At 71.7% G+C, this 24,213-nt stretch carries 23 protein-coding genes; 9 read left to right on the plus strand and 14 right to left on the minus strand.

Annotation, left to right across the window (positions count from 1 at the left end; genetic code table 11):
• Window positions 1–4: 4 nt before the first annotated feature.
• From uraH to R2D22_RS07565, 9 genes are all read right to left on the minus strand, one after another.
• Window positions 5–403: a hydroxyisourate hydrolase gene (gene uraH / locus R2D22_RS07525; RefSeq protein WP_318102095.1), complete on the minus strand. Its 399-nt coding sequence runs from the start codon at window positions 401–403 to the stop codon at window positions 5–7.
• Complete coding sequence (gene uraD, locus R2D22_RS07530) at window positions 403–912, minus strand: 2-oxo-4-hydroxy-4-carboxy-5-ureidoimidazoline decarboxylase (RefSeq protein WP_318102097.1); 510 nt, start codon at window positions 910–912, stop codon at window positions 403–405. Before uraD ends, uraH begins: the two co-directional genes overlap by 1 nt.
• Before the next feature lie 155 nt (window positions 913–1,067).
• A complete protein-coding gene (locus R2D22_RS07535) occupies window positions 1,068–1,406 on the minus strand; it encodes a helix-turn-helix domain-containing protein (RefSeq protein WP_318109638.1) in 339 nt (112 codons plus the stop codon).
• Between the two features lie 44 nt (window positions 1,407–1,450).
• A complete protein-coding gene (locus R2D22_RS07540) occupies window positions 1,451–1,702 on the minus strand; it encodes a YkoF family thiamine-binding protein (RefSeq protein ID WP_318109640.1) in 252 nt (83 codons plus the stop codon).
• Between the two features lie 50 nt (window positions 1,703–1,752).
• Window positions 1,753–2,961 carry an ABC transporter permease gene (locus R2D22_RS07545; RefSeq protein WP_318102099.1) on the minus strand — a complete coding sequence of 403 codons (1,209 nt, stop codon included), beginning with the start codon at window positions 2,959–2,961 and terminating at the stop codon, window positions 1,753–1,755.
• Window positions 2,958–3,764: an ABC transporter ATP-binding protein gene (locus tag R2D22_RS07550; protein WP_411977126.1), complete on the minus strand. Its 807-nt coding sequence runs from the start codon at window positions 3,762–3,764 to the stop codon at window positions 2,958–2,960. The genes R2D22_RS07545 and R2D22_RS07550 overlap by 4 nt, the downstream gene beginning before the upstream one ends.
• 5 nt (window positions 3,765–3,769) lie before the next feature.
• Window positions 3,770–5,014: an efflux RND transporter periplasmic adaptor subunit gene (locus tag R2D22_RS07555; protein ID WP_318102100.1), complete on the minus strand. Its 1,245-nt coding sequence runs from the start codon at window positions 5,012–5,014 to the stop codon at window positions 3,770–3,772.
• Window positions 5,011–5,505 carry a hypothetical protein gene (locus R2D22_RS07560; RefSeq protein WP_318102101.1) on the minus strand — a complete coding sequence of 165 codons (495 nt, stop codon included), beginning with the start codon at window positions 5,503–5,505 and terminating at the stop codon, window positions 5,011–5,013. The genes R2D22_RS07555 and R2D22_RS07560 overlap by 4 nt, the downstream gene beginning before the upstream one ends.
• 252 nt (window positions 5,506–5,757) lie before the next feature.
• Entirely contained in the window at window positions 5,758–6,177 is a 420-nt protein-coding gene (locus R2D22_RS07565) for a hypothetical protein (RefSeq protein ID WP_318102103.1), read from the minus strand.
• Between the two features lie 463 nt (window positions 6,178–6,640).
• Between R2D22_RS07565 and R2D22_RS07570 the strand changes: the two genes are divergently transcribed.
• The 3 genes from R2D22_RS07570 (at window position 6,641) to R2D22_RS07580 (ending at window position 10,065) form a co-directional block, all read left to right on the plus strand.
• Complete coding sequence (locus R2D22_RS07570) at window positions 6,641–7,474, plus strand: TIM barrel protein (RefSeq protein ID WP_318102104.1); 834 nt, start codon at window positions 6,641–6,643, stop codon at window positions 7,472–7,474.
• A gap of 46 nt (window positions 7,475–7,520) precedes the next feature.
• On the plus strand, window positions 7,521–8,411 hold the full coding sequence (locus tag R2D22_RS07575) for a 2-hydroxy-3-oxopropionate reductase (RefSeq protein WP_318102106.1): 891 nt from the start codon (window positions 7,521–7,523) through the stop codon (window positions 8,409–8,411).
• 199 nt (window positions 8,412–8,610) lie between these two features.
• Window positions 8,611–10,065 (plus strand): catalase, encoded by a 1,455-nt coding sequence (locus tag R2D22_RS07580; protein ID WP_318102107.1) that lies wholly within the window; start codon window positions 8,611–8,613, stop codon window positions 10,063–10,065.
• Window positions 10,066–10,292: 227 nt separating this feature from the next.
• Here the strand turns inward: R2D22_RS07580 and R2D22_RS07585 are convergent, their stop codons facing one another.
• Window positions 10,293–11,621, minus strand: coding sequence for an MFS transporter (locus R2D22_RS07585; protein ID WP_318102109.1), 1,329 nt, complete (start codon window positions 11,619–11,621; stop codon window positions 10,293–10,295).
• Window positions 11,622–11,680: 59 nt separating this feature from the next.
• Between R2D22_RS07585 and R2D22_RS07590 the strand changes: the two genes are divergently transcribed.
• Window positions 11,681–12,652, plus strand: coding sequence for a transcriptional regulator (locus R2D22_RS07590; protein ID WP_318102110.1), 972 nt, complete (start codon window positions 11,681–11,683; stop codon window positions 12,650–12,652).
• 123 nt (window positions 12,653–12,775) lie between these two features.
• Here R2D22_RS07590 and gcl read toward each other — a convergent pair whose 3' ends face one another.
• Window positions 12,776–14,563, minus strand: a complete 1,788-nt coding sequence (gcl, locus tag R2D22_RS07595; protein WP_318102112.1) for a glyoxylate carboligase — start codon at window positions 14,561–14,563, stop codon at window positions 12,776–12,778.
• A gap of 359 nt (window positions 14,564–14,922) precedes the next feature.
• On the opposite strand from gcl, the gene R2D22_RS07600 reads away from it, so the two are divergent.
• From R2D22_RS07600 to R2D22_RS07610, 3 genes are all read left to right on the plus strand, one after another.
• Window positions 14,923–15,753, plus strand: a complete 831-nt coding sequence (locus R2D22_RS07600) for a hypothetical protein (protein WP_318102114.1) — start codon at window positions 14,923–14,925, stop codon at window positions 15,751–15,753.
• Window positions 15,754–15,866: 113 nt separating this feature from the next.
• Window positions 15,867–16,778, plus strand: coding sequence for a TIGR04222 domain-containing membrane protein (locus R2D22_RS07605; protein ID WP_318102116.1), 912 nt, complete (start codon window positions 15,867–15,869; stop codon window positions 16,776–16,778).
• Window positions 16,779–16,917: 139 nt separating this feature from the next.
• Window positions 16,918–17,448, plus strand: a complete 531-nt coding sequence (locus tag R2D22_RS07610) for a GNAT family N-acetyltransferase (protein ID WP_318102118.1) — start codon at window positions 16,918–16,920, stop codon at window positions 17,446–17,448.
• Here the strand turns inward: R2D22_RS07610 and R2D22_RS07615 are convergent.
• Window positions 17,445–19,064, minus strand: a complete 1,620-nt coding sequence (locus R2D22_RS07615) for an AMP-binding protein (RefSeq protein ID WP_318102119.1) — start codon at window positions 19,062–19,064, stop codon at window positions 17,445–17,447. The genes R2D22_RS07610 and R2D22_RS07615 overlap by 4 nt on opposite strands.
• Entirely contained in the window at window positions 19,061–20,737 is a 1,677-nt protein-coding gene (locus tag R2D22_RS07620; RefSeq protein ID WP_318102120.1) for an AMP-binding protein, read from the minus strand. The genes R2D22_RS07615 and R2D22_RS07620 overlap by 4 nt, the downstream gene beginning before the upstream one ends.
• Window positions 20,738–20,850: 113 nt before the next feature.
• On the opposite strand from R2D22_RS07620, the gene R2D22_RS07625 reads away from it, so the two are divergent.
• Window positions 20,851–21,654, plus strand: a complete 804-nt coding sequence (locus R2D22_RS07625) for a helix-turn-helix transcriptional regulator (protein ID WP_318102121.1) — start codon at window positions 20,851–20,853, stop codon at window positions 21,652–21,654.
• 10 nt (window positions 21,655–21,664) lie between these two features.
• On the opposite strand, the gene R2D22_RS07630 is transcribed toward R2D22_RS07625, so the two are convergent.
• Window positions 21,665–22,795, minus strand: coding sequence for a winged helix DNA-binding domain-containing protein (locus tag R2D22_RS07630; protein ID WP_318102122.1), 1,131 nt, complete (start codon window positions 22,793–22,795; stop codon window positions 21,665–21,667).
• A gap of 132 nt (window positions 22,796–22,927) precedes the next feature.
• On the opposite strand from R2D22_RS07630, the gene R2D22_RS07635 reads away from it, so the two are divergent.
• Window positions 22,928–24,148, plus strand: a complete 1,221-nt coding sequence (locus tag R2D22_RS07635; protein ID WP_318109645.1) for a magnesium and cobalt transport protein CorA — start codon at window positions 22,928–22,930, stop codon at window positions 24,146–24,148.
• Window positions 24,149–24,213: the final 65 nt, after the last annotated feature.

A 24,213-nucleotide genomic window follows, 5' to 3' on the forward strand; every position in this document is an offset into this window, starting at 1 on the left:
TCTGCTAGCTCCCTCGGTAAACGGAGTAGCCGAACGGGTTGAGCAGCAGCGGTACGTGGTAGTGCTCGCCCGGCTTGACGGCGAACGTGATCGCCACCTCCGGGAAGAACGCATCGCTGTCCCGATTCGCGGGGGCGTCCTGCTGCGCCTCGGCTTGCTGGTTGTGCTTGCTCAGGAAGTACGCCTCGGTCTCGAAGTCGAGACGTACGTGGGTGGTGCCCTCCGGCAGCGCCGGCAGGTCCTTGCACCGCCCGTCGGCGTCGGTGGCGGATCCGCCGAGCGCCGTCCACTCCTTGTCGGAGCCCGAGCGGGCCGACAGGGAGATCGCGACGCCCTCGGCGGGGCGGCCGATGCTGGTGTCCAGGATGTGCGTGGACACCGAGGCGGTGGTTGCCGTGCTCATCAGTTCTCTTCCTCTACGAGACGGGTCAGCCGGATCCGGTTGATCTTGCCCAGCTCGGTGCGGACGATTTCCCGCTCCTGCTCGGGCGAGTGCTCGATCCGTTCCCGGACCGCGTCGCGCATCTCCGCACCGGACTTGCCGGTGGCGCAGATCAGGAAGACGTGGCCGAACTTGTCCTGGTAGGCCAGGTTGAGTTCGAGCATCTCCGCCTTGAGCTGCTCGGAGGCCCCGGCCATCCCGCTCTGCTCGCGGGAGGAGGTCGGGTCCCCTGCCTTCGGACGACCGATCGGCGGGTGGCCCGCCATCGCCTCGGCCAGATCCTCGGCGGTCAGTTCGGCCATGGCGGCGTCGCTGGCGAGGAAGAGGGCTTCGGCGGTGGTGTACGGGCGCTGGGCGAGAACCTTGCTCCCCCACGCCGAACTGGAGCACACCTCGTGGAGGGCCGCGACAGCGTCGCTGTCCGCCGAGGTGTTGAACCGGGTGAGACCCGGTGTCGTACCTGAAGTCACGGGAAGCCTCCGTGGCTGTTTTTCGCTGTGCGTCGGACGGGCTGCGGATAGCTAACGCCCTCCGCAACACCACGTCAACACTTTGTTGAAAACTCGGTCATACAAAAGCCGCCGTCCCGACATGTGGACGACGGCTTGTGCCGGGACATGATCAACTAGTCGCCCTTGGGAGCCTTTTCCCTGTTCAGGGCGGTCTCCCTGTTCAGGTAGTTGTACACGGTGAAGCGGCTGACACCCAGGGCGCCGGCCACCGTCTCCACTCCGTGGCGCACCGAGAAGGCACCCCGTGCCTCCAGAATGCGGACAGTCTCCTGCTTGGCCTTGCGGTCCAGCTCGGACAGCGGCTTTCCGTGCCGCCGCTCCATGGCCGCCAGGATGTGGTCCAGCGACTCGGACAGCTGCGGAAGCCGTACGGCGACGACGTCCGTGCCCTCCCAGGACAGCACGACGTCGTCGGCCCCGGCCTGCTCGGGGCCGAGTATCTCGGCGCCCATGGCGTCGACGAGCGGCTTCACGGCCGCGACGAGGGGGTGCTCGGTCACTTCTCGCCCTCCCCGATCACGTTGACCTGGAGGGAGACCCGCGTGGCGCCGGCCGCCAGCGACTTGCGCAGCAGCGCGTCGACGGCGGTCAGCACCTGGTCGGCGCCCCCTTCCGCGGTGTTGCCGAAGGGGCCGACGTCGACCGCGTCCAGCTCGGCCGACTGGATGACTTCCCGGGCCACGACCGCGTGCTCCGGCGCCTCGTCCAGGTCGAACGGCTCGGTCGTGAACTCCACTCTCAAACGCACCATGGCCCCACGCTACTGTCCGCGGGGCCGGTAGCGGCAGCCGCGTGCGCTCAGGCCGTGGCCAGGGCCGTCGTCGGCGAGACCTTCGCCGCGCGCACCGCCGGGTACAGGCCCGCCACCGCGCCGATGACCAGGGTGCCCAGCGCCGCGCCCGCCACGGCCGTCGCCGGCAGGGCCACCGGCCAGCCGCGATGCCCCGCGTACCCGACGGTGATGACCAGGCCGAGCAGCGCGCCGCCACAGCCCCCGAGGCCCGACAGCACCAGCGACTCGGTGAAGAACTGGTTCCGCACCTGCCCCCGAGTGGCACCCAGTGCCCTGCGCAGGCCGATCTCGCCGCGGCGTTCCAGGACCGCGATGACCATGGTGTTGGCCACGCCGATCCCGCCGACCAGCAGGGCCACCGCCCCGATGCCGAGCAGCAGGCCGGTGAACGCCTCGTCCGCGGCGAGCTTGGCCGCGAGCGCGTCCGAGGGCCGGTCGACCCGCACCGCGTCCGGCTGCTCCGGGTTGACCGTACGGGCCAGGACGGCGCGCACGTCGCCCACCGCGTGCTCCTCGGCACGCACGTACAGCGCGGTCGGGCGGCCGTCGAACTCCAGGGTCCGCCGGGCGGCCTCGAAGCCGACGAGTACGGCGCTGTTGAGCTCGGGCGCGAGCACGGCCGGCTCCAGGACGCCGACGACGGTGAACTGCTTGCCGCCGACCAGGATCTGCAGGCCCGGCTCCGGTCGGATCACCCCCAGCCGGCGCGCCGCCGCGGAGCCGAGCACCACCGCCGGGTAGCGGCCGGTCGCCCGGTTGAGCCAGGCGCCCTGAGCGGTGCGCACGCCCAGGGTGCCGAGCAGGTCCGGCTGGACCGCCATCACCTCCAGCGCGTTGGTCTCCTCCTTCGGGATCAGTTCGGAGCGATAGACCTTGGCGTCGATCCCGGCCACGGAGCTGGCGTCGGTGACGGGCGGGACGCGCCGGACCATGCCGGTGACCTCGGGCGGCAGGGCGGTCCGCTCGCCGGTCAGCGACTCCCCCGCCTCGACGCGCAGCAGGTTGGTGCCGAGCGTGTCCAGGGTGGCCTGGAGCTCGGCCCGGCTGGAGGTGGAGATGCCCATGACGGCCACCATCGCGGCGATGCCGATGGAGATCCCGGCGGCGGACAGCACCGCCCGCATCGGCTTGGCCCGCAGCCCGGACAGGCTCAGCCGCAGCACGTCGAGCGGTCGCAGCCGCGCCGGACGGAGCGGCGGCAGGGACGGGTTCATCGGCGGTCCTCCTCGGAAGCGTCGGCCTCCGGCCCACCGGACGGAGCGGGCGGACGGCCGCTGCCCGGGGCCGTTGTCTCGTCCCCCACCAGGTGGCCGTCGCGCATCGTGACGCGGCGGGGCAGCCGGGACGCCAGGTCCGTGTCGTGGGTGATGACCACGACCGTCGTGCCGTCCGCGTTCAGCTCCCGCAGCAGCTCGACCACGCTCGCCCCGGACGCCGAATCGAGCGAGCCCGTGGGCTCGTCGGCGAGGAGCAGGCTCGGCCGGCCGGCCACCGCGCGGGCCAGCGCGACGCGCTGGCGCTCGCCGCCGGACAGCTCGTGCGGGCGGTGCGTCAGCCGGTGGCCGAGGCCGACCCGGCGCAGGCTCTCGGTGGCGGCGGCGATCCGGTCCCGCCGGGAGAGCCCGGTGTAGAGCAGGCCCTCCGCCACGTTGCCGACCGCGCTCACCCCGGGGGTGAGGAAGAACTGCTGGAAGACGAAGCCGATGTGCTCCGCGCGCAGCGTGGACAGCTCCCGGTCCGAGAGCCGGTCCACGTCGTACCCCGCGATCCGCACCCGCCCCGCGGACGGCCGGTCGAGGGTGCCGATCAGGTTCAGCAGCGTGGACTTGCCCGAGCCGGACGGACCCACGACCGCGAGCAGCTCGCCCGGCCGGACACGGAGCGAGACCCCGCGCACGGCATGCACCGGCGGACTGCCCGGATAGCTGCGGGTCACGCCCGCGAGCTCGACCACGAGGCGTTCGGACCCGCCGGCCTCGTCCGCCCCGGCGACCGCCTCCGCGGTCACCTCACCGATGACGTTCACAGTGCCGGAATCCCCACCTTGAGTCCCTCGGTGACGCCCGCCCCCGACACCTCGACCCGGCCGCCGCTGAACAGCCCGGTGGTGACCGGCAGGATGCGGGTGGCGCCGTCGGCCCCGACGACCTGGACGCCGTGTCCGCCCTCGCGCAGGGCGAGCAGCGCGGCGACGGGCACGGAGAGCACCCCGCGCCGCCGTTCGCTCTCGGCCCGGACGCGGACGGGTGCGTACGTGAGCGCGCCGGCGGCCTTCTGGTCGAGCAGCGCGATGCGTACGGTCACGGTGCGGTCGCCGTCATTCTTCGGGTCGCCGCCGTCGTCCTTGTCGTCGTCCCCGCCGTCGCCGTCTCCGCCGACGACGGTGCCGACGGAGGTCACCTTGCCGGGGACGGGGGCGTCGCGGCCGGGCAGCAGCACGGAGACCTTCCCGCCCTGGGGCAGCAGCTGCTGCTGGGCCATGGTGGCCTTGACCGTGACCGACCGTTCGGCGCTGGTGGTGGCGAGGACGGGGCTGCCGCTCTGCGCCTCGACCCCGGGTTTCTTGTCGGGCTGCCCGGCCCGTACCGCCTGCGGGGCGAAGAGCACCCGGCCGAGCTCCAGCTCGCCGGTCTTCTTCAGGCCGAGGTCCTTCTGCCAGCGCTTGATCGCGGCGGCGGTGTTCTCGGTGAACTCCTCGTCGACGGTGAAGCCGGAGTAGCCCAGCGCGGCGAGGTTCCGCTCCAGCTCCTTCACGTCGCCGCCGTCGGACATGTCCTCCTTGAAGGCGCGGTACGCGGGGACGTCGCCGTACAGCAGGACGACGGGTTTCTCGTCCAGCCGGTACAGGACCCCGCCGCGGGCGACCTGCGTCCCCGGCGCGGCGACCCAGGTCACGGTCCCGTTCAGCCGGTTGGGCAGGAAGACCTCGTCGCCGTACTGCAGCGTGCCGTCGAGGGTTTCCGAAGCGGTGAGATCCCCGCGGGTGACGGGCGCGGTGGCGGGGGCCTCCCCCCGGCCGGGCGGCGCCTCCTGCCCGCCCCGGCCGGCCAGGACCACCGCGCCCGCGGTGGCGACGGCGGCGACGGCCACGCAGGACGCGAGGAGGATGCGGGTACGTCGGGGTCGGCGCGGGCCCTCCCCGGCCACCGCGTCCTCGACCCGGGTCTCCTCGCCCGGGGCCTGCGCCGGCGCGCGGACCCGCCTGCCCGGCGGGTCGTCGACGACGGGTCCCAGCGCGACCCTGCCGCCGGGGTCGGCGCCGGTCACTGCCCGCCCTGCCCCGGTACCGGGCCGGCCTCCTGGTAGCACGCCCGGGTGGCCGTCTCGTGCTCCTTCTCCTGGCCGGTCTTGACGTTGCCCAGATCGAAGCCCTTCTTCCGCATGCAGGCCTCGACCTTGAGCCGCCAGGTCTTGCGCTCCTCGGTCTCCTTGCCCTGGGAGGCCCCGCCGGAGCCGCCCTCCCCGGCGAACTGCTTGCACGCCTCCTGGGCCTTGGCGATCTTGGCCTGGTCCTGGCTCCCGGTGACCTGGATGGAGACGTTCCCGTTGCTCTCCGGGTCGTCGACGGTCAGCCCGTTGTCCCGCAGGCAGCGGACGAACTTCAGAGCGTCCGCGTCGGGCTCGCCGGAGCCCGGGCTGCTCTGTGCCTCGGCGGAGGCGCTGGGCTTGCCGCCTCCGGACGGGACCTCGGATTTCGGGTCGTCGCCGCAACCGGCCAGCAGACCGATCGAGAGCAATGCGGCGGCGGAGCTCAGCACCACACGGTTTAAAGGTTGCATTTTCAACGTCGACTCCCTGTCCATGCATACATGGAAATCCACGCCGAGCGGCGTGCGAGATCATGATTGCCAAGGGCCGCCGAGATACCGATGAGAGCTTTATGAGAAACGGATGAGAAAGACCGGAGCAAAAGATTCCAGGTCGCGCACACGCGAAAGAGCCGAATTCGTGGACCTTCCGGACGGTCCACGAATTCGACCCGAGGTTCACGCCCTGACGGGCCGGCTGACTCAGCCGCCGATGGAGCCGCCCCAGATGGCGTACGTACCGGACGGGCACCACATGGTGTGGTTGAAGGTGCCGTAGTAGTACGTCGGGAACGTGTACCGGTAGCCGTTGGAGCAGTCGATGTAGACCCGGTACCCGTTGCCGGAACAGGTCATGTACATGTACCGACCGGACGTGGAGCCGTTCCAGCAGCTGGCCAGGGTGTTGATCTCACCCTTGGCCGCCGCGGCCAGGCCCGTCGACTTGTCGAGGGACTTGGTGACCGCACCGCCGGACTTGACCTCCCCCTGGGACGACTGCGCAGTGGCGGCCGTCTGCCCCGCGTTGCCGGCCGAGGCCGCGGACGCGGAGGGCGCCAGTGCGACGCCGGAACCGAGAGCCAGCAGGGCGCTGGCACCCATGACGGCCAGACTCTTGCGCATGCTCATTTCTCCCCCAATTCTTGCCCGTTGGTTCGTACCTTTTTGCCCGCCGGGTGAGCGGGCACCGCGATTCTTGCCAGGGCGCCGAGAGCATGTCAATTCTCATTGCACTCTCATGATCACGGCCTGTACGGCGAATCAGCCATTCCGCAGAAAAGGCGTCGCCCGGCCCGACCCCATTCGAAAACCGGGAATGCGCCGGTCATCCTCGCGGCTGAATAAGTTGAGCTGTGGATTCCCTGTGGATCTTCCCCGATTACCGGACATTACCGAGACCACTCCCCGTCCGACCGATCGGTCGGGTCCGCCGACCCCACCCCTGTCCGCACCCCCTCACCACCCCCGCGCCGCCCCTACGGCAGGCCCGACCTGCGCGACCCCCCTTGACACCTCCCCACCCGTCCGTGCAACATTCCGTCAGACAGAAAGTTACTTCCGCAATACGGAAGGAGCGCCGCCCCTCATGGGATACACGGACCAGCGCTTCGATGTGAACCTGTCGATCCTCTTCACGGAACTCCCGCTCCTGGAGCGCCCCGCGGCCGCCGCCGCGGCCGGCTTCACCGCGGTCGAGCTGTGGTGGCCCTGGATCGACACCGCCACCCCCGAGCAGAGCGAGCTCGACGCCCTGAAGAAGGCGCTCGACGACGCCGGCACCCAGCTCGTGGGCCTGAACTTCTACGCGGGACAGCTGCCCGGCCCGGACCGCGGCGCCCTCTCCGTACCGGGTGAGGAGTCGGACCGCTTCCGCGCCAACATCGACGTGGCCGCGGACTTCGCCGCCTCGGTCGGCTGCAAGGCGCTCAACGCGCTCTACGGCAACCGCGTCGAGGGCGTGGACCCGCAGGTCCAGGACGCCCTCGCCCTGGAGAACCTGGTCCTGGCGGCCCGCGCGGCCGACCGGGTCGGTGCGATCCTCCTGGTCGAGACCCTCAACAAGCCGGAGTCGCCGCTCTACCCGCTGGTGAGCGCGCCCGCCGCCATCGAGGTCGTCGACAAGGTGAACGCGGCCACCGGACTCGGCAACGCCAAGTTCCTCCTCGACATCTACCACCTGTCGATGAACGGCGAGGACGTCAGCCAGGTCATCGCGCAGTACGCCGACAAGACCGGCCACGTGCAGATCGCCGACAACCCGGGCCGCGGCGCGCCGGGCACCGGCTCGCTCCCGTTGGAGCAGCTGCTCGACGAGCTCAAGAAGGCCGGATACGACGGCTGGGTCGGCCTGGAGTACAAGGCCGCCGACGCCGCCGCGTCCTTCGAGTGGCTCCCGGCCGAGGCCCGCGCGGCCCGCTGAACCCCCTGACTCCTCCCCGTACCACCTTGTTTTGAGAGGCACCCTCATGAGCAACCTTCCCAAGATCGCCTGGATCGGCCTCGGCATCATGGGCTCGCCCATGTCCGAGAACCTGATCAAGGCGGGCTACTCCGTCACCGGCTTCACCCTGGAGCAGGACAAGCTGGAGCGCCTGGCCGCCGCCGGCGGCACCGCGGCCGGCTCGATCGCCGAGGCCGTCAAGGACGCCGACGTCATCATCACGATGGTGCCGGCCTCCCCGCAGGTCGAGGCCATCAACTACGGTCCCGAGGGCATCCTCGAGAACGCCAGGTCCGGCGCCCTCATCGTCGACATGTCGTCGATCACCCCGCAGACCTCCGTGGACCTGGCGAAGAACGCGGCCGAGAAGGGCATCCGCGTCATCGACGCCCCGGTGTCCGGCGGCGAGGCGGGCGCCATCGAGGCCGTCCTGTCCATCATGGTCGGCGGCGAGCAGGCCGACTTCGACGAGGCCCTCCCGATCCTCGAGGCCCTCGGCAAGACCATCGTGCTCTGTGGCCCGCACGGCTCCGGCCAGACGGTGAAGGCCGCCAACCAGCTGATCGTCGCGGTCAACATCCAGGCGTGCGCCGAGGCCGTGGTCTTCCTGGAGAAGTCCGGCGTGGACCTGAACGCCGCCCTGGACGTCCTCAACGGCGGTCTGGCCGGCTCGACCGTGCTGACCCGCAAGAAGGACAACTTCCTGAACCGGGACTTCAAGCCCGGCTTCCGGATCGACCTGCACCACAAGGACATGGGCATCGTCACCGACGCCGCCCGCAACGTCGGCGCGGCCCTCCCGGTCGGCGCCGTGGTCGCCCAGCTCGTCGCCTCCCTGCGTGCGCAGGGCGACGGCGGCCTGGACCACTCGGCCCTGCTGCGCGCCGTCGAGCGCCTCTCCGGCCAGCAGGTCTGATCGGCCACCCCGTCCTACGGGGCCCAGATTTCCGGGCGGCGGCGGCGCTGACACCTGTCCTGTCGCGCCCAGGCGTCGTCGCCGCCCGGAACACCACACCTCAATTTCAACAAACTGTTGACGTCGCGTTGGTGGCGAATTTACGCTCCTCGCACCGTCACGCAGATGTCAGCAGAGCTCCCCTGTACGGAAGGTCACCATGTCGAAGCGCGTGCTTACGACCGAGTCCGGCGCCCCCGTCGCCGACAACCAGAACTCCGCCACCGCCGGCGTCGGTGGCCCCATCCTGCTCCAGGACCAGCACCTGCTGGAGAAGCTCGCCCGGTTCAACCGCGAGCGCATCCCGGAGCGCGTGGTGCACGCCCGCGGCTCCGGCGCGTACGGCTACTTCGAGGTGACCGACGACGTCACCGCCTACACCAAGGCGGACTTCCTCGGCGAGGTCGGCAAGAAGACCGAGCTCTTCATCCGCTTCTCCACCGTGGCCGACTCGCTCGGCGGCGCGGACGCGGTCCGCGACCCGCGCGGCTTCGCGGTGAAGTTCTACACCGAAGAGGGCAACTACGACCTCGTCGGCAACAACACCCCGGTGTTCTTCATCAAGGACCCGATCAAGTTCCCCGACTTCATCCACTCCCAGAAGCGCGACCCCTTCACGGGCAAGCAGGAGGCGGACAACGTCTGGGACTTCTGGGCGCACGCCCCCGAGGCGACGCACCAGGTGACCTGGCTCATGGGCGACCGCGGCATCCCCGCCTCGTACCGCCACATGAACGGCTACGGCTCGCACACCTACCAGTGGACCAACGAGGCGGGCGAGGCCTTCTTCGTCAAGTACCACTTCAAGACGAACCAGGGCATCCGCTCGCTCTCCGCCGAGCAGGCCGCCGAGGTCGTCGGCAGCGACGCCAACTCGCACCAGACCGACCTGCTGCAGTCCATCGAGCGCGGCGTGAACCCCTCCTGGACCCTGTACGTCCAGGTCATGCCGGCCGCCGAGGCCGCCGAGTACCGCTTCAACCCGTTCGACCTCACCAAGGTGTGGCCGCACAGCGACTACCCGCTGCAGCGCGTCGGCCGGATGGTCCTCGACCGCAACCCGGACAACGTCTTCGCCGAGGTCGAGCAGGCCGCGTTCTCCCCGAACAACTTCGTGCCGGGCATCGGTCCTTCGCCGGACAAGATGCTCCAGGGCCGGCTGTTCGCCTACGCGGACGCCCACCGCTACCGTCTCGGTGTCAACCACACCCAGCTGCCGGTGAACGCCCCCAAGGCGACCGAGGCCGACAACTACGGCCGGGACGGCTACATGGCCACCCGCAACGGCTCGCGCCACGACAAGAACTACGAGCCCAACTCGTACCAGGGCCCGGCCCAGACGGACACCCCGCTGTCCGCGCCGCTCGCGATCCACGGCTGGACCGGCACCCACGCGGCCCCGCTGCACACCAAGGACGACGACTTCTTCCAGGCCGGTGAGCTGTACCGGCTGATGTCCGAGGACGAGAAGAACCGCCTCGTCGCCAACATCGCCGGCGGCCTCTCCCAGGTCTCCCGCGAGGACCTCATCGAGAAGAACATCGCGCACTTCGCCGCCGCCGACGCGGACTACGGCAAGCGCGTGGAGGAGGCGGTCCGCGCCCTGCGCGACTGATCTCCGTACCAGACCGCGTACGGACATGACGGGAGGTCGTGTTCCGTACGCAGTCCGAATCCCGGCCCGGATGAGGGGTGGTCGGGATCCGGACGGCTTGAGGACCGCGGCGGCGTGCGAGCCAGTGCGGTGGTAAGGGCGGACCGGCCCCCTTCTTGACCTGAAGGAAGGGACGCAGAGAAGCCCGTCGTCGCCGCCGCGGTCCCCAGCTCATCGGCCTCATGGGCTCATTCGGACTCCGCCCGGCGGCGCGAACGTCCTGTCGCGCCAGCCTCGCTCCGTCGGGCGGTCATCAACGAGAGCGCGGAACCAGGTTTACGGTCCCTGGTTCCGCGCTCTTCTGCGTGTCCGGGTTCATCGTCGTGTCCGGGTTCGTCCGCGTGTCCGCGCTCTTCCGCGTGGGTGCGTCGGCCCGCGACCACGAGCGCCGCCGTGACCGTCAGCGAGAGCCCGGCCAGCAGCGCCATCGCCGTCGTCGTCGACGTGTACTGCGCCAGTACGCCGGCCAGCGTGGCGCTCACGCCCTGGAACGTGAGCATGCCCGAGCTGTGCAGGCCCAGGGCCTGACCGCTCAACTCGTCGGGCGTCAGCGCCAGCAGCTTCTCCTGGAACAGCAGGCTCGCGGCGTAGCCGGCCGTCGCCACGGTGACCGCGGCAAGGGCGAGCGGCAGGGCCGGATCGAGGGCGAACAGCAGGAACGGGGCCGCGAGGAGGGCCTGCAGCGGCGAGGCGAGCCGGCCGCGCCACGCCTTCGGTACGAAGCGTCCCACCGCCACGTCCCCCGCCAGCATGCCGATCGCGGCACAGGCGAACAGCGTGCCGGCCTGCTCGGGGGCCCACGGGACGAACAGCGACTCGCAGCCCACGATCAGCCCGTTCGGCACCCACAGGGCCAGGTAGATCCGGCGGCGCGCCGGGGAGGACCACAGCCGCCCGTTGATGCGCCAGGTCTCCGCGACCGACGGCCGGCCCGACGCGCGCGGCGCCCGGCGGCTGAGGCCGAGGCGGGCGACCAGGGCCGCGGCGAGGTAGAGCGACGCACTCGTCAGCAGCGCCCCGCGCGGCGAGAGCGCCGCGACGAGCAGCCCGCCCGCGCCGTAGCCGGCGATCTGGCAGACGCCCACGGCCACGTTGAGAACCGAGCGTCCGAGCAGGTACCCGTCGCGGGAGAGGATCTCGCCGAGCAGCCCCATGCGCACCCCGCCGCCCACCGAGCCGATCAGGCCCTGCACGAACAGGATCGCGAACAGGGTCCCGACGGACAGGTCCGGAAGGACCTGGAGGGCGGTGCTCAGCGCGAACAGCAGCGCCAGGCCGGTGACGGCGGCGCGCGGCGGCAGCCGGTCGGCGGCGGACAACAGCGTGGCGGCGCCGACCATTTGGGCGAGGGAGGGTCCGAACATGGCGAGCGCGGACAGCAGCGGCGACCCGGTGTCGCGGTAGACCAGGGTGGCAAGTCCCAGGCCGGCGACGGTCTGCGCGGCGACCTGGACGGCGACAGTGAAGAAGAACGGTCTGAACTCGGGCGTGCGGAACAACTCGCGATAGGTGCGCATGCGAGGGAGTCTGGAAGGCGGCGGCGCAGTGCCGTTACAGTTTCGCGGGGAGGCGAAACATGGGCTGGTGGCAGATCGACGCGGACGCACTGGCGAGGAGCCGGTTCGTGGTGTCGCCGCTGGCCGAGACGGTCGCGGCGCTGAAGGCGCTGGACCGTCCGGCGGCCGCGAACCCCGGTGAGCGGATCTGGCTGGGGGCCCATCTCCCCCGCTACCGGGGGCGGTTGGCACACGACCCGGTGGACGCGCTCCTGGTACGCGCCGCGCTCGGCGCCACCTGGAACGCCGACTTCCTCACCCCGACGCCGCTCGGCGACGGCGAGCAGAACTTCGAGGAGGAGGTCGCCGTCGTCCGGGACGCGGACCCTGCCGCGGCCGTCGCGGACCTGGCGGTCTCGCTGGGCGGCCCGGTGCCCGAGCCGCTGCGGTCCGCGACCGACCTGCCCCGACGGATGGCCGCGATCCTGACCTGGGTCTGGGAGGAGACGGTGCTGCCGAACTGGCCGCGCCGGCGGCGGATCATCGAGGCCGACGTGGTCGCGCGGACCGCGCGGCTGAGCCAGGGCGGCTGGGCGGCGGCGCTCGACGAGCTGTGTCCCGGCAAGATGCGCTGGCTCGGCGACGGCCGCCTCCAGGTCAACGCCCGTGACTATCCGCCGCGTTCGGTCGACGGCGGCTTGCTGCTGTTCGTTCCGGTGACGCCGGGCCGGGGCTGGGTCTCCTGGGAGCGCACGGAGCGGTACGCGATCGTCTATCCCTGCTCCGGCACCCTGGCGGAGCCGGACGCCCCGGCGGTGCCGGACGCGCTGGGCGTGCTGCTCGGACCGGCTCGGGCGGGGGTCCTCGTGCGGCTCGAATCCCCCAAGTCCACCAGCCAGTTGGTGGCACTCACCGGACAGGGGCTCGGTTCGGTGGGCCGGCACCTGAAGGTGCTGCTCGACGCCCGCCTCGTCCGGCGCAGGCGCTCGGGACGGTCCGTCCTCTATTACTGGACGGAAGCCGGCGAGATGCTCGTACGCGCCCAGTCGTGAGACGGGGCGCGTACGAGGACCTGCACGGCCACGGAGGGACCGGCACGCCACCGAACGGGCGAGGCCCCCGCCCCGGTGCTCTTCGGGGCGAGGGCCTCGGCCTTGCGGCCGGGTGACGCGTGATCAGACCTTGAGGGCCTTGATCGCGGTCGGCGCGTGGCCGGGCTCGGTCGCGAGCTCCTCGAACTCGGTGACGTCGCTCATGTCGACCGTCTTGCTCATCGCGATGTTGGTGATGCGCTCCAGGATGGCCTCGACGACGACCGGGACCTGGAACTCGACGGCCAGCTTCTTGGCCTCCTCCAGCGCCTCGCCGAGCTTGTCCGGGTCCTCGACGCGGATCGCCTTGACGCCCAGGCCCTCGGCGACCTTGACGTGGTCGACGCCGTAGACGCCGATCTCCGGGGTGTTGATGTTCTCGAACTCGAGGTTGACCTCGAAGTTGATCCCGAGACCGCCCTGCGCCTGACGGATCAGGCCCAGGTAGGCGTTGTTCACGAGGACGTGGACGTAGGGGACCTTGTGCTGGGCGGCGACCGCCAGCTCCTCGATCATGAACTGGAAGTCGTAGTCGCCGGAGAGCGCGACGACCGGGGTCTCCGGGTCCGCGGTGGCGGCACCGATCGCGGCCGGGATGGTCCAGCCGAGCGGGCCGGCCTGGCCGCAGTTGATCCAGTGGCGCGGCTTGTAGACGTGCAGGAACTGCGCCGCCGCGATCTGGGAGAGACCGATGGTGGTGACGTAGCGGGTCTCCTTGCCGAACGCCTTGTTCATCTCCTCGTAGACGCGCTGCGGCTTCATGGGGATGTTGTCGAAGTGCGTGCGGCGCTGCAGGGTGGCCTTGCGCTCCTGCGCCGAGGCGGCCCAGGCGGAGAAGTCCGGCAGCGTGCCCGCGGCCTTCCACTCCTTGGCGATCTCCACGAACAGCTCCAGGGCGACCTTGGCGTCGGAGGCGATGCCGTAGTCCGGGGCGAAGATCTTGCCGAGCTGGGTGGGCTCGATGTCGACGTGGACGAACTTGCGGCCCTTGGTGTACGCCTCCAGGTTGTAGCCCGTGTGGCGGTTGGCCCAGCGGTTGCCGATGCCGATGACGGTGTCCGACTCGAGGAAGGTCGCGTTGCCGTAGCGGTGCGCGGTCTGGACGCCGACCATGCCGGCGGCGAGCTCGTGGTCGTCCGGGATGGTGCCCCAGCCCATGAGGGTGGAGATGACCGGGATGTTGGTGATCTCGGCGAACTCGACCAGCAGGTCGGTGGCGTCGGCGTTGATGATCCCGCCACCGGCGACGATCAGCGGGCGCTCCGCCTCGAGCAGGAAGCTCAGGGCCTTCTCGGCCTGCGCGCGGGTCGCGGACGGCTTGTAGACCGGCAGCGGCTCGTAGGTCTCCGGGTCGAACTCGATCTCGGTGAGCTGGACGTCGATCGGCAGGTCGATGAGGACCGGGCCGGGACGGCCGGAGCGCATCAGGTGGAAGGCCTGCTGGAAGACGCCGGGGACCTGCGCGGCCTCCAGGACGGTCGTCGCGGCCTTGGTGACCGGCTTGGCGATCGTGGCGATGTCGACGGCCTGGAAGTCCTCCTTGTGGAGCTTCGAGACCGGAGCCTGGCCGGTGATGCACAGGATCGGGATCGAGTCGGCGATCGCCGAGTACAGGCCGGTGATCATGTCGGTGCCGGCGGGGCCGGACGTACCGATGCAGACGCCGATGTTGCCCGGCTTGGCGCGGGTGTAGCCCTCGGCCATGTGGGACGCGCCCTCGACGTGGCGGGCGAGCGTGTGGCTGACGCCGCCCACGTTCTTGAGCTCGCGGTAGAAGGGGTTGATCGCCGCGCCGGGGACGCCGAACGCCTGGGTGACGCCTTCGCGCTTGAGGATCTCAACGGCCGCTGCGGCGGCGGTCATACGGGGCATGGGGTGCTCCTGCTTCGGCCAGGCGGAGACGGACTGCGGGCCGCCCGGGCGGGGCGCGATTTCCATCCGTTTCCGTAATGCGGAAGTATTGTTCTGCTATACGGAAGCAGGTTAGGCGCGTCAGCCGAGAGTCGTCAAGGGAGTGCCGATCCGGCCCCACCGGGAGTCCGCTTGGTGGACCATGAGGACGGGACGTCGGGGTGGGACGAAGGGGGTCGGTCGGCGTGGGCGGGTCCGAGTCGGTGTGGGTGGAATGTCCGGAGTGTCGGCGGACGCACCTGTACGCGCCACCCGCCTACCCGTGCGCCTGCGGGGCGCCCGTGGTGCCGCCGCTGATCGCCGGGGTACCGGGGCGGCCGGTGACGCATCGCACCTGGTCGGACGAGTGGGTCGCGGTCCGATGCACCGCCTGCGGGCACGAGGCGGACTGGCCCCACCCGGAGGTCGGCTGCGCCTGCGGGACGGTCCTGAGGGTGCCGGTGCACCCCGTGGCGGCGGACGGGGCGGGGGCCGGGGTGGGAGCCGGGCCGTCGGGCCGCGATGCGGCGCCGGAGGCCTCGTACGACCTCCCGTCCGGAGTCCCGTACGAGGCCCCGTACGAGGCCCCGTACGAGGCCCCGTACGAGGTCAGGTCCGACGTCGCCTACGACGCCGCACCGGGCGCCGCCTACGGCCCGCCCGGCTCTGCGGCGGCCGCGGACGCGTCCGGCGGCGGCCCGGCCACCGGCACCGCGCCCGCCCGCGCCACGGACCCCGCGTCCGTACCCGCGCCCACCCCCGCACCCCTGCCGTCGACCGCGCCCGTGCCGGTTGCCGAGCGCGCCCCCTTTCGGCCCCGCACGATCAGGACCGCGCGGGACGCCGTCGACGCCGTCGCGCTGTTCCTCCGGTGGCTCGGGTTCCAGGACGTCCTGCGGACCGAGGAGCGCTCCGCCGACGGGATCGACCTGCGCGGACGCGGGCTCGTCGCCCGGGTCGACCCGTCGACCCGGCCGGTCGGGACGCGCGCCGTCGAGTGCCTGTGGCTGGGCGGCCTCAGCGCGTCCTCCGTCGGCGTCCTGTGTTCGCTCGCCGGCTACACCTCCGAGGCGCGCGCCCGCGCCGACGACATCGGCGTCGCCCTCTTCGTCCTCGATCTCACCGGCACCCCGCAGCCCCTCAACCGGCAGGCCGTCGACCTGCTCGGCTGAAGCACACCCTCCGCCGGGCGGGGCGCGACAAACCTCAAATCCTGCTCTGAATCCGGCCATTCACGCGTGACGATCTCCCTCCGCAGGGCACACCACTCCTGGGGGTGGTTGAAATGGCTACGGAGCTGTGGTGGTTCGTCGGAGTCGCCTGCGTCCAGACGGTGATCGCGTCGGTACTGCTACGGGCCGGACGCCCCCGCCCCACCGAGCTCGCGCCGTCGGCCCTCGCGCTGCTGCGCGGCGGCTCGCGGGCCGCCGTGACCGTCGCGCTGGTCGCCCTGCACCAGCGCGGCGCGGTCGCCGCCGGACGCCGCAAAACCGTCCGCGCGAACGGCGGCCCCGGCGCCACCCGCGACCCGCTCCAGCGCGGGGTCCACGCCTCGCTGCACCGCGCCATCGGAGTCGGTGCGCTGACGGGCCGGCCGCGTGCCCGCAAGGCCGTCGACGCGCTCCGTACCGAGCTCGGTCTCGCCGGACTGCTGCGCCGGCCCGGCCGCTGGCGCACCGCCCGCGCCCTGCTGGTGCTCGTCCCGGTCACGCTGGTCACGGGCCTGCTCGTCGCCCCGTGGGGCGGTGCGGACGCCGTCGTCCCGTACGCCGTCGGCGCCGTCACGATCATCGTCTCGATCGCCCTGTGGCGGGTGCCTCGCATTACCCGCGAGGCCCGCCGCACGCTCGCCGACGAGCGCGCCCGCCACCCGCTGCCGGCCCACCGCCGCGCCCTGTCGAGCGAGGCGGCCGGGACGGCGGAGCGGATCCAGCTGTACGTCGCGCTGTACGGCGACGCCGCCCTGAAGCTCTTCTGTCCGAACTTCGCGCGCGACGGCGGGCTGCTCGGCGCGGGCCGGGGCAACCTCGACTCCGGAACCGCGTGGCAGCGCGTCGACGAGATCCCGAGCCTGCACATCCGGGTCTACCGGAAGTTCGGCCACGGCGGCCACTACAGCGCCGGATGCGGGGAGGCCGGAGGCGGCTGCGGCGGCGCGGGAGGCTGCGGTTCCGGCGGCGGGTCGGGCAGCGACTGACACACCGGCGAAGACCGGCGAAGACCGGCGAAGACCGGCCAGGCCGCGGCCCCGCCCGGTGGCCGAGGTCGCACCCCGGGGCCGAGCGGTTCCCGCACGACGGGGCCGAGGTCCCGCGGGCACGCGCGATACTCGACCCATGCGCATCCGCCCGGCCTCATTCGCCGAACTCCCGTTGCTCCAGGACATCGAACGCGCCGCGGGCGAGCCGTTCCGCTCGCTCGGCATGGTGGCGATCGCCGAGGACGAACCGCTGCCGCTGGACGTCCTGGAGTCGTACCGTGACGCGGGCCGGGCCTGGGTCGCGGACCCGGACGGGGCCGGCCGGCCGGTGGCGTACCTGCTGATGGACGCCGTGGACGGGGCCGCGCACATCGAGCAGGTGTCGGTCCACCCCGCGGCGGCCCGGCAGGGCATCGGCCGGGCCCTGATCGACCACCTGGCGTCCGTCGCCGCGGCGCAGGGCCTCACGGCGCTGACCCTGACGACCTTCGCGGACGTGCCGTGGAACGCCCCGTACTACGCCCGGCTCGGCTTCCGCACCCTCGCGGAGACCGAACTCACCGACGGGCTGCGGGAGATCAGGCGCGCCGAGGCGGCGCACGGCCTGGACTGCTGGCCGCGCGTCTGCATGCGGCGCACGCTCGCCCCCACGTCGCCCGGGGCCTAGCCGACCGTCCCGTACCGCTCGCGGAGCTCGATCTTCCGGACCTTCCCGCTCACGGTCATCGGGAAGTCCACGAGGACCTCGAGCCGGCGCGGGATCTTGTAGTGCGCCAGCCGGTCCCGGCAGTACGCCGTCAGCTCCTCCAGGGTCGGCGGGTCCGCCGGGTCGCGCGGGATCACGCAGGCGAGGATCTCCTCGCCGTACTTCTCGTCCGGCACGCCCACCACCTGCACGTCGGCGATCTTCTCGTGGCCGTAGAGGAACTCCTCGATCTCACGCGGGTACACGTTCTCCCCGCCGCGGATGATCATGTCCTTGATCCGGCCGACGATCTGCACGTAGCCGTCCTCGCGCATCACCGCCAGGTCGCCCGTGTGCATCCACCGTCCGGCGTCGATCGCCTCCGCCGTGCGCTCCGGCTCGTCCCAGTAGCCGAGCATCACGCTGTAGCCGCGGGTGCACAGCTCCCCCGCCGCCCCGCGCGGGACGGTGATGCCGGTCGCCGGGTCGACGATCTTCACCTCGACGTGCGGCATCACGCGGCCCACCGTGCCGGTGCGGCGCTCCAGGTCGTCGTCGCGCCGGGTCTGGGTGGAGACCGGCGAGGTCTCGGTCATGCCGTAGCAGATCGACACCTCCGCCATGTTCATCTCCGCGACCACCCGCTTCATCACCTCCACCGGGCAGGGCGAGCCCGCCATGATCCCGGTGCGCAGCGAGGAGAGGTCGTACGAGGCGAAGTCCGGCAGGTTCAGCTCGGCGATGAACATCGTCGGCACGCCGTACAGCGAGGTGCAGCGCTCCTGTTCCACCGCGCGCAGCGTGGCCGCCGGGTCGAACGAGGGGGCCGGGATCACCATGCAGGCGCCGTGCGAGGTGGCCGCGAGGTTGCCCATCACCATGCCGAAGCAGTGGTAGAACGGGACGGGGATGCAGATCCGGTCCTGCTCGGTGTAGGCGATCATCTCGCCCACGAAGTACCCGTTGTTCAGGATGTTGTGGTGCGAGAGCGTCGCACCCTTGGGGAAGCCGGTGGTTCCCGAGGTGTACTGGATGTTGACCGGTTCGTCGCAGCTCAGCGCGGCCGGCCGGAACTCCCCCACATCGGCCGCCCGGGCGACGAGCGCGTCCCAGCTCGCGTCGCCGATGTAGACCGTCTCCCGCAACTCCGGGCAATTGCCGCGCACTTGCTCGACGAGCGCGCGGTAGTCGCTGGTCTTGTGGGTGAGCGAGGCGACCAGGAGCGTGATGCCGGCCTGCTTGAGGACGTACTCCAACTCGTGCGCCCGGTACGCCGGGTTGATGTTCACCATGACGGCGCCGATGCGGGCCGTGGCGTACTGGAGGAGCACCCACTCCGGACAGTTGACCGCCCAGATCCCGACCCGGTCGCCCTTCAGGACCCCGCTGGCGAGCAGCGCGTCCGCCAACTCGTCGACCTCCGCGCCGAGTCGGGCGTAGGTCCAGCGCCGCCCGGAGGGCACGTCGACCAGCGCCTCCCGGTCGGGCCAGGCCCCGACGGCGCGGTCCAGGTTGGTCCCGATGGTGTCGGCGAGCAGCGGGACATCGCTCGTGCCGTGCGCGTACGACAGCTCCGGCAGCGTGTGCGGTCGGTTCATCGCAGGTCTCCCTCGTCGTACTCGGTACCCTCGCCCTTGGCCGTGCGCTCCCGCAGCTCGATCCGGCGGATCTTGCCGGAGACGGTCTTGGGCAGCTCGGCGAACTCCAGCTTCCTGATCCGCTTGTACGGGGCGAGCACCGCGCGCGAGTGCGCGAACAGCGCCTTCGCGGTGTCCGGACCGGGCTCCCAGCCGGCCGCGAGGACCACGTACGCCTTCGGCACCGCGAGCCGCAGCGGGTCCGGCGCGGGGACGACGGCCGCCTCCGCCACCGCCTCGTGCTCCAGCAGGGCGCTCTCCAGCTCGAACGGCGAGATCTTGTAGTCGGAGGCCTTGAACACGTCGTCGGCGCGCCCGATGTAGGTGATGTAGCCGTCGGCGTCGCGGGCGCCGATGTCGCCGGTGCGGTAGTAGCCGCCGGCCATCGCCTCGGCCGTACGCTCCGGGTCGCCGTGGTAGCCGGTCATCAGGCCCACCGGGTCGGCGGACAGGTCGAGCGAGATCTCGCCCTCCTCGGCGCCCGGCCGGCCGGTGACCGGGTCGAGCAGCTCCACCCGGAAGCCGGGACTCGGCCGGCCCATGGAGCCCTCCTTGAGGCGCTGGCCGGGGCTGTTGGAGACCTGGACGGCGGTCTCGGTCTGGCCGAAGCCGTCCCGGATGGTGACCGACCAGGCGCGCCGCACGGCCTCGATGACCTCGGGGTTCAGCGGTTCGCCGGCCGCGACGACCTCCCGCGGGGGCGTCTTCAGCTGGGACAGGTCGGCCTGGATCAGCATCCGCCACACGGTCGGCGGGGCGCAGAAGCTGGTGACTCCGTTGCGGTCCATCTCGGCCATGAGGCGGGCCGGATCGAAGCGCGTGTAGTTGTGGATGAAGACGGTCGCCTCGGCGTTCCACGGGGCGAACAGGTTCGACCAGGCGTGCTTGGCCCAGCCAGGCGAGGAGATGTTGAGGTGCACGTCGCCGGGCTTCAGACCGATCCAGTACATGGTGGCCAGGTGACCCACGGGGTACGAGGTGTGGGTGTGCTCGACGAGCTTGGGGCGGGCGGTGGTGCCGGAGGTGAAGTACAGCATCAGTGCGTCGTCGCCCTGGGTGACGCCCGCGCCGTCGAACGGCGCGCACGCCCCGTACGCCTCCTCGTACGCGATCCAGTCGGGGACCCGCTCGCCCACGGCGATCGGCGTGTAGTTCCCCGGCACGTCCGCGAACTTGGCTGTGTCCTCGCTCCGTACGATCACGTGCCGGGCCCGGCCGCGCTCCACCCGGTCCCGCAGGTCGGCGGGCCCGAGCAGCGGGGTCGCGGGGATGACGACGGCGCGCAGCTTCATCGCGGCGAGCGCGGTCTCCCACAGCTCGACCTGGTTGCCGAGCATCACGATGATCCGGTCGCCCGGGCGGACACCGAGCCCGCGCAGCCAGTTCGCGACCCGGTCGGAGGTCTCGGACATCTCCGCGAAGCTGCGCCGGACCTCGCTGCCGTCCTCCTCGACGATGTGCAGCGCGGTGCGGTCGTTGTCCCGGGCGATGACGTCGAACCAGTCCTGCGCCCAGTTGAAACGGTCGAGCCGGGGCCAGGCGAAGCCCTCGTACGCCGTCTCGTAGTCCTCGCGGTGCTGCAGCAGGAAGTCCCGGGCGGCCCGGAACCTCGTCGTCTCGCTGCGTTCCGACATGCGTCCTCCTCGTTGCGGGACCGTTGCGGGACCGGTCAGGGACATCGTGTAATCGGTGACCCAGGTCTCACTACCCCCGTTCGGGGGTGAAGGAGCGAACGAAGGAGTACGCGGTGGCCGAACACGTCGAGGGGGTGGAGCTGCGGGCCGCGCTGCTGCGCATGCGGCGCGCCACCGGCCTTCCGGTCGCCTTCGGCGGTCTGCTGCGGGGCGACGGCCGGCGGATGCGGATCGCCGAGCTGAGCGGTGCGCTCACGCCGGCGCTGGACGGCCTGGCGATCTCGACGGGCAGCGGCCTCGGTGGGAAGGCCCTGGCGCTCTCGCGGCCGTGCGCGGTGACGGACTATCCCTCCGCGCGGCACATCACGCACGAGTACGACGGCCCGGTGTCGGCGGAGGGGCTGCGCTCGGTGATCGCGGTCCCCGTCGTCGTCCGCCGGAAGGTGCGCGGCGTGCTGTACGGGGCGCTGCGCGACGCCCTGCCGATCGGCGACCGCACCTTCGACGCGGCGATGGCGGCCGCCCGGGACGTCGAGCAGGCGCTCGCGGTACGCGACCGCGCCCAGGAGGCGGGCGTCCCGTCGTGGGACGAGGTCCGGCGGGCGCACGGGGAGCTGCGGGACCTGGCGCCGCGGATCGACGACCCGGAGCTGCGGGAGCGGCTCCTGGCGGTCTGCGGCCGGCTCGCCTCGGCGACCGGCGGGACCGGCGCCGCCCCGGAGCTTTCGCTGGCCCCCCGGGAGCTGGACGTGCTGGCGGCCGTGGCCACGGGAGCCACGAACGCGGCGGCGGCGGAGCGGCTGGGGCTGCGGCCGGAGACGGTGAAGGCGTACCTGCGCTCGGCGATGCGGAAGCTGGGGGCGCACACACGGCTGGAAGCGGTGGTGGCGGCCCGCGGGGCGGGGCTGCTCCGGTAAGGGTGAGGGGTCAGTCCTCGAAACGGACGTCGTGGTCGGCGACGTCCGACGCGAGCACCGAAAGGGTGCGGCCGGCCTCCTCCTGGAGCGCCGCGCGCTGGGCGCGGGTGGGGGCGGCGAAGGGCTGGAGGGTCATGACGACGCTGTTCTTGCCGACCCCGTTCCTGCCGGTGTCCAGCCGCCAGGTCCCGGCGAGGAATCCGTCGAGCAGGAAGGTGGGGTGCGCCTGGTTCCCCGACCAGGTGCGGCCCTTGTACTCCGGCGGGACGACGCGGCTGCGGTCGGCGTGCGAGAGGAGCAGGTTGTCGAACTCGGCGAGGAGGCGCGGCGGGGCCGGGGTGTCGGCGTCGGGCCGGGGGGCGTCGGGGAGGTCGAAGAGCTCGACGCCGTTCTCGTCCTGGAGGACCAGGAGCTCCGGCCGCAGCCGCTCGAATGCCTCTCGCAGCCCGGTCAGCATGGACCAGGCCTGCATGTCCTTGACGGAGGCGGGGCCGAAGGCGGCGAGGTAGCGGCGGACGGTCTCGTCCGGCGCGGGCGGCGGGTCGGCGACGGGACGGCCGAACCAGTGCTCGGCGGTCGTGAGGGCGACCTGGCCGCTGCGGCCCCACAGGCCGCGCGGGGTGACCTGGACCAGGGGCAGGATGCAGCGGGCGGCGACGGTGAGGGCGAGCGGGTCGGCGTCCGGCCACTCGGCGAGCAGCAGGGTACGGAGCTCCTTGACCGGCCTGGGCTTCTCCTCGACGGCGGCGCGGCTGAGGGCGGCGAGGCGGTCCAGGTCGACGCCGTCGAGCCGCTTGTGGAACACCTTCAGCTCGCGGTCCGGGCCGCCGGCCTGCATGAGGGGGCGCAGGGCGAGGCAGTCGTCGGCGGTGTGGGTGTGGATGGTGGACCGCATGGTGACCATCCGAGCGACCGCGCGGGACTCCATGAGCGCGGAGAGGTCCTCGGGCCGGAAGCCGTCGAGCCGGGCGGTGAGCGCGTAGTACGGCGGCTTGGTGTTCTGGGCCTGCAGGCCGACGAGATGCCGGACCGCGTCCTCGGCGGGGCGGGCGGACCGGCGCAGCAGGAGCTGCCGGTCGAGGGTGGCGCGGTTGAGGGCACGGCGGGTGAGCACCGGGTGGGCGTTCTTCTGTGCGGCCATGACAGGAACGGTACTCAGCATTGCGGACAGGTACGGTCCGCAAGAGGCGGGCCGACACCGGGAAGCCCGCGGGATTGGCCCCGTATATCCTGCTCCGAGATGCTGATCATTCCCGTGGAGGTGGACCCCACGATGTCGGAGCGCCGCCCGCGGGCCGCCCTTTCCCCGCTGAAGCACCCCTGGCGCCGCCAGGCGGAGCCCCCGTCCTCGGGGCCGTCGGGCTCGGCGGGCTCCTCGGGCGGAGCGGGCGGATCGGGCTCGTCCAGCGGATCGGGCGGGTCGGGCTCTCCGGGGAAGGGCGGGCCGCCGGAGCCGCCGGGCGGGGAGCCGCGGCCGAGCGTCGTACAGGCGTCGCTGTACCGCGACGGCCGCCGGGTGTCCTCGCCGGACACGCTCGCGGAGACCTTCCGGCAGCTGCGCGAGCAGCCGGAGGGCATGGCCTGGATCGGTCTGCAACGTCCGACGGAGGACGAACTGCACTCCCTGGCCGCCGAGTTCGACCTGCACGAGCTGGCGGTCGAGGACGCGATGGAGGCGCACCAGCGCCCGAAACTGGAACGCTACGGCGACACGCTGTTCGTGGTGCTCCGGGCGGCCCGCTACCTGGACGCACCGGAGGAGGTCGACTTCGGCGAACTCCACGTCTTCGTCGGCACCGACTTCGTCATCACCGTCCGCCACGGCGCGGCCCCCGACCTGTCGGCGGTCCGCCGCCGCATGGAGGAGACCCCCGAACTGCTGGCCCTGGGGCCGGAGGCGGTCCTGTACGCGATCCTGGACGCGGTCGTCGACGGGTACGCGCCCGTGGTCGCCGGCGTCCAGAACGACATCGACGAGATCGAGACCGAGGTCTTCGGCGGCGACCCGGCGGTGTCCCGCCGCATCTACGAACTCTCCCGCGAGATAGTCGAGTTCCAGCGCGCCACCCGCCCGCTGGTGAGCATGCTGCACGGCCTGATGGCCGGCTTCGCCAAGTACGGCACGGACGAGGAGCTCCAGCGCTACCTCCGCGACGTCGCCGACCACGTCACCCACACCAGCGAACGCGTCGACGGCTTCCGCCAGGCCCTCAGCGAGATCCTCACGGTCAACGCCACCCTGGTCGCCCAGCAACAGGGCGCCGAGATGCGGGCCTTGGCCGAGGCCGGCTTCGAACAGAACGAGGAGATCAAGAAGATCTCCGCCTGGGCCGCGATCCTGTTCGCACCCACCCTCGTCGGAACCATCTACGGCATGAACTTCGACAACATGCCGGAGCTGCACTGGGCGGGCGGGTATCCGTTCGCGGTGGTCCTGATGGCGGTGGTGTGCACGAGTCTGTACGTGGTCTTCAAGAAGAAGGACTGGCTGTAGAGCCCCGGGACCACCTGATCGACCACCCGGGTTGCGGGGCGGTGGCGACGGTCGCATAGTCCGAG

Origin of the sequence: Streptomyces sp. HUAS YS2, assembly GCF_033343995.1 — a bacterium.
GTDB lineage: Bacteria > Actinomycetota > Actinomycetes > Streptomycetales > Streptomycetaceae > Streptomyces > Streptomyces solicathayae.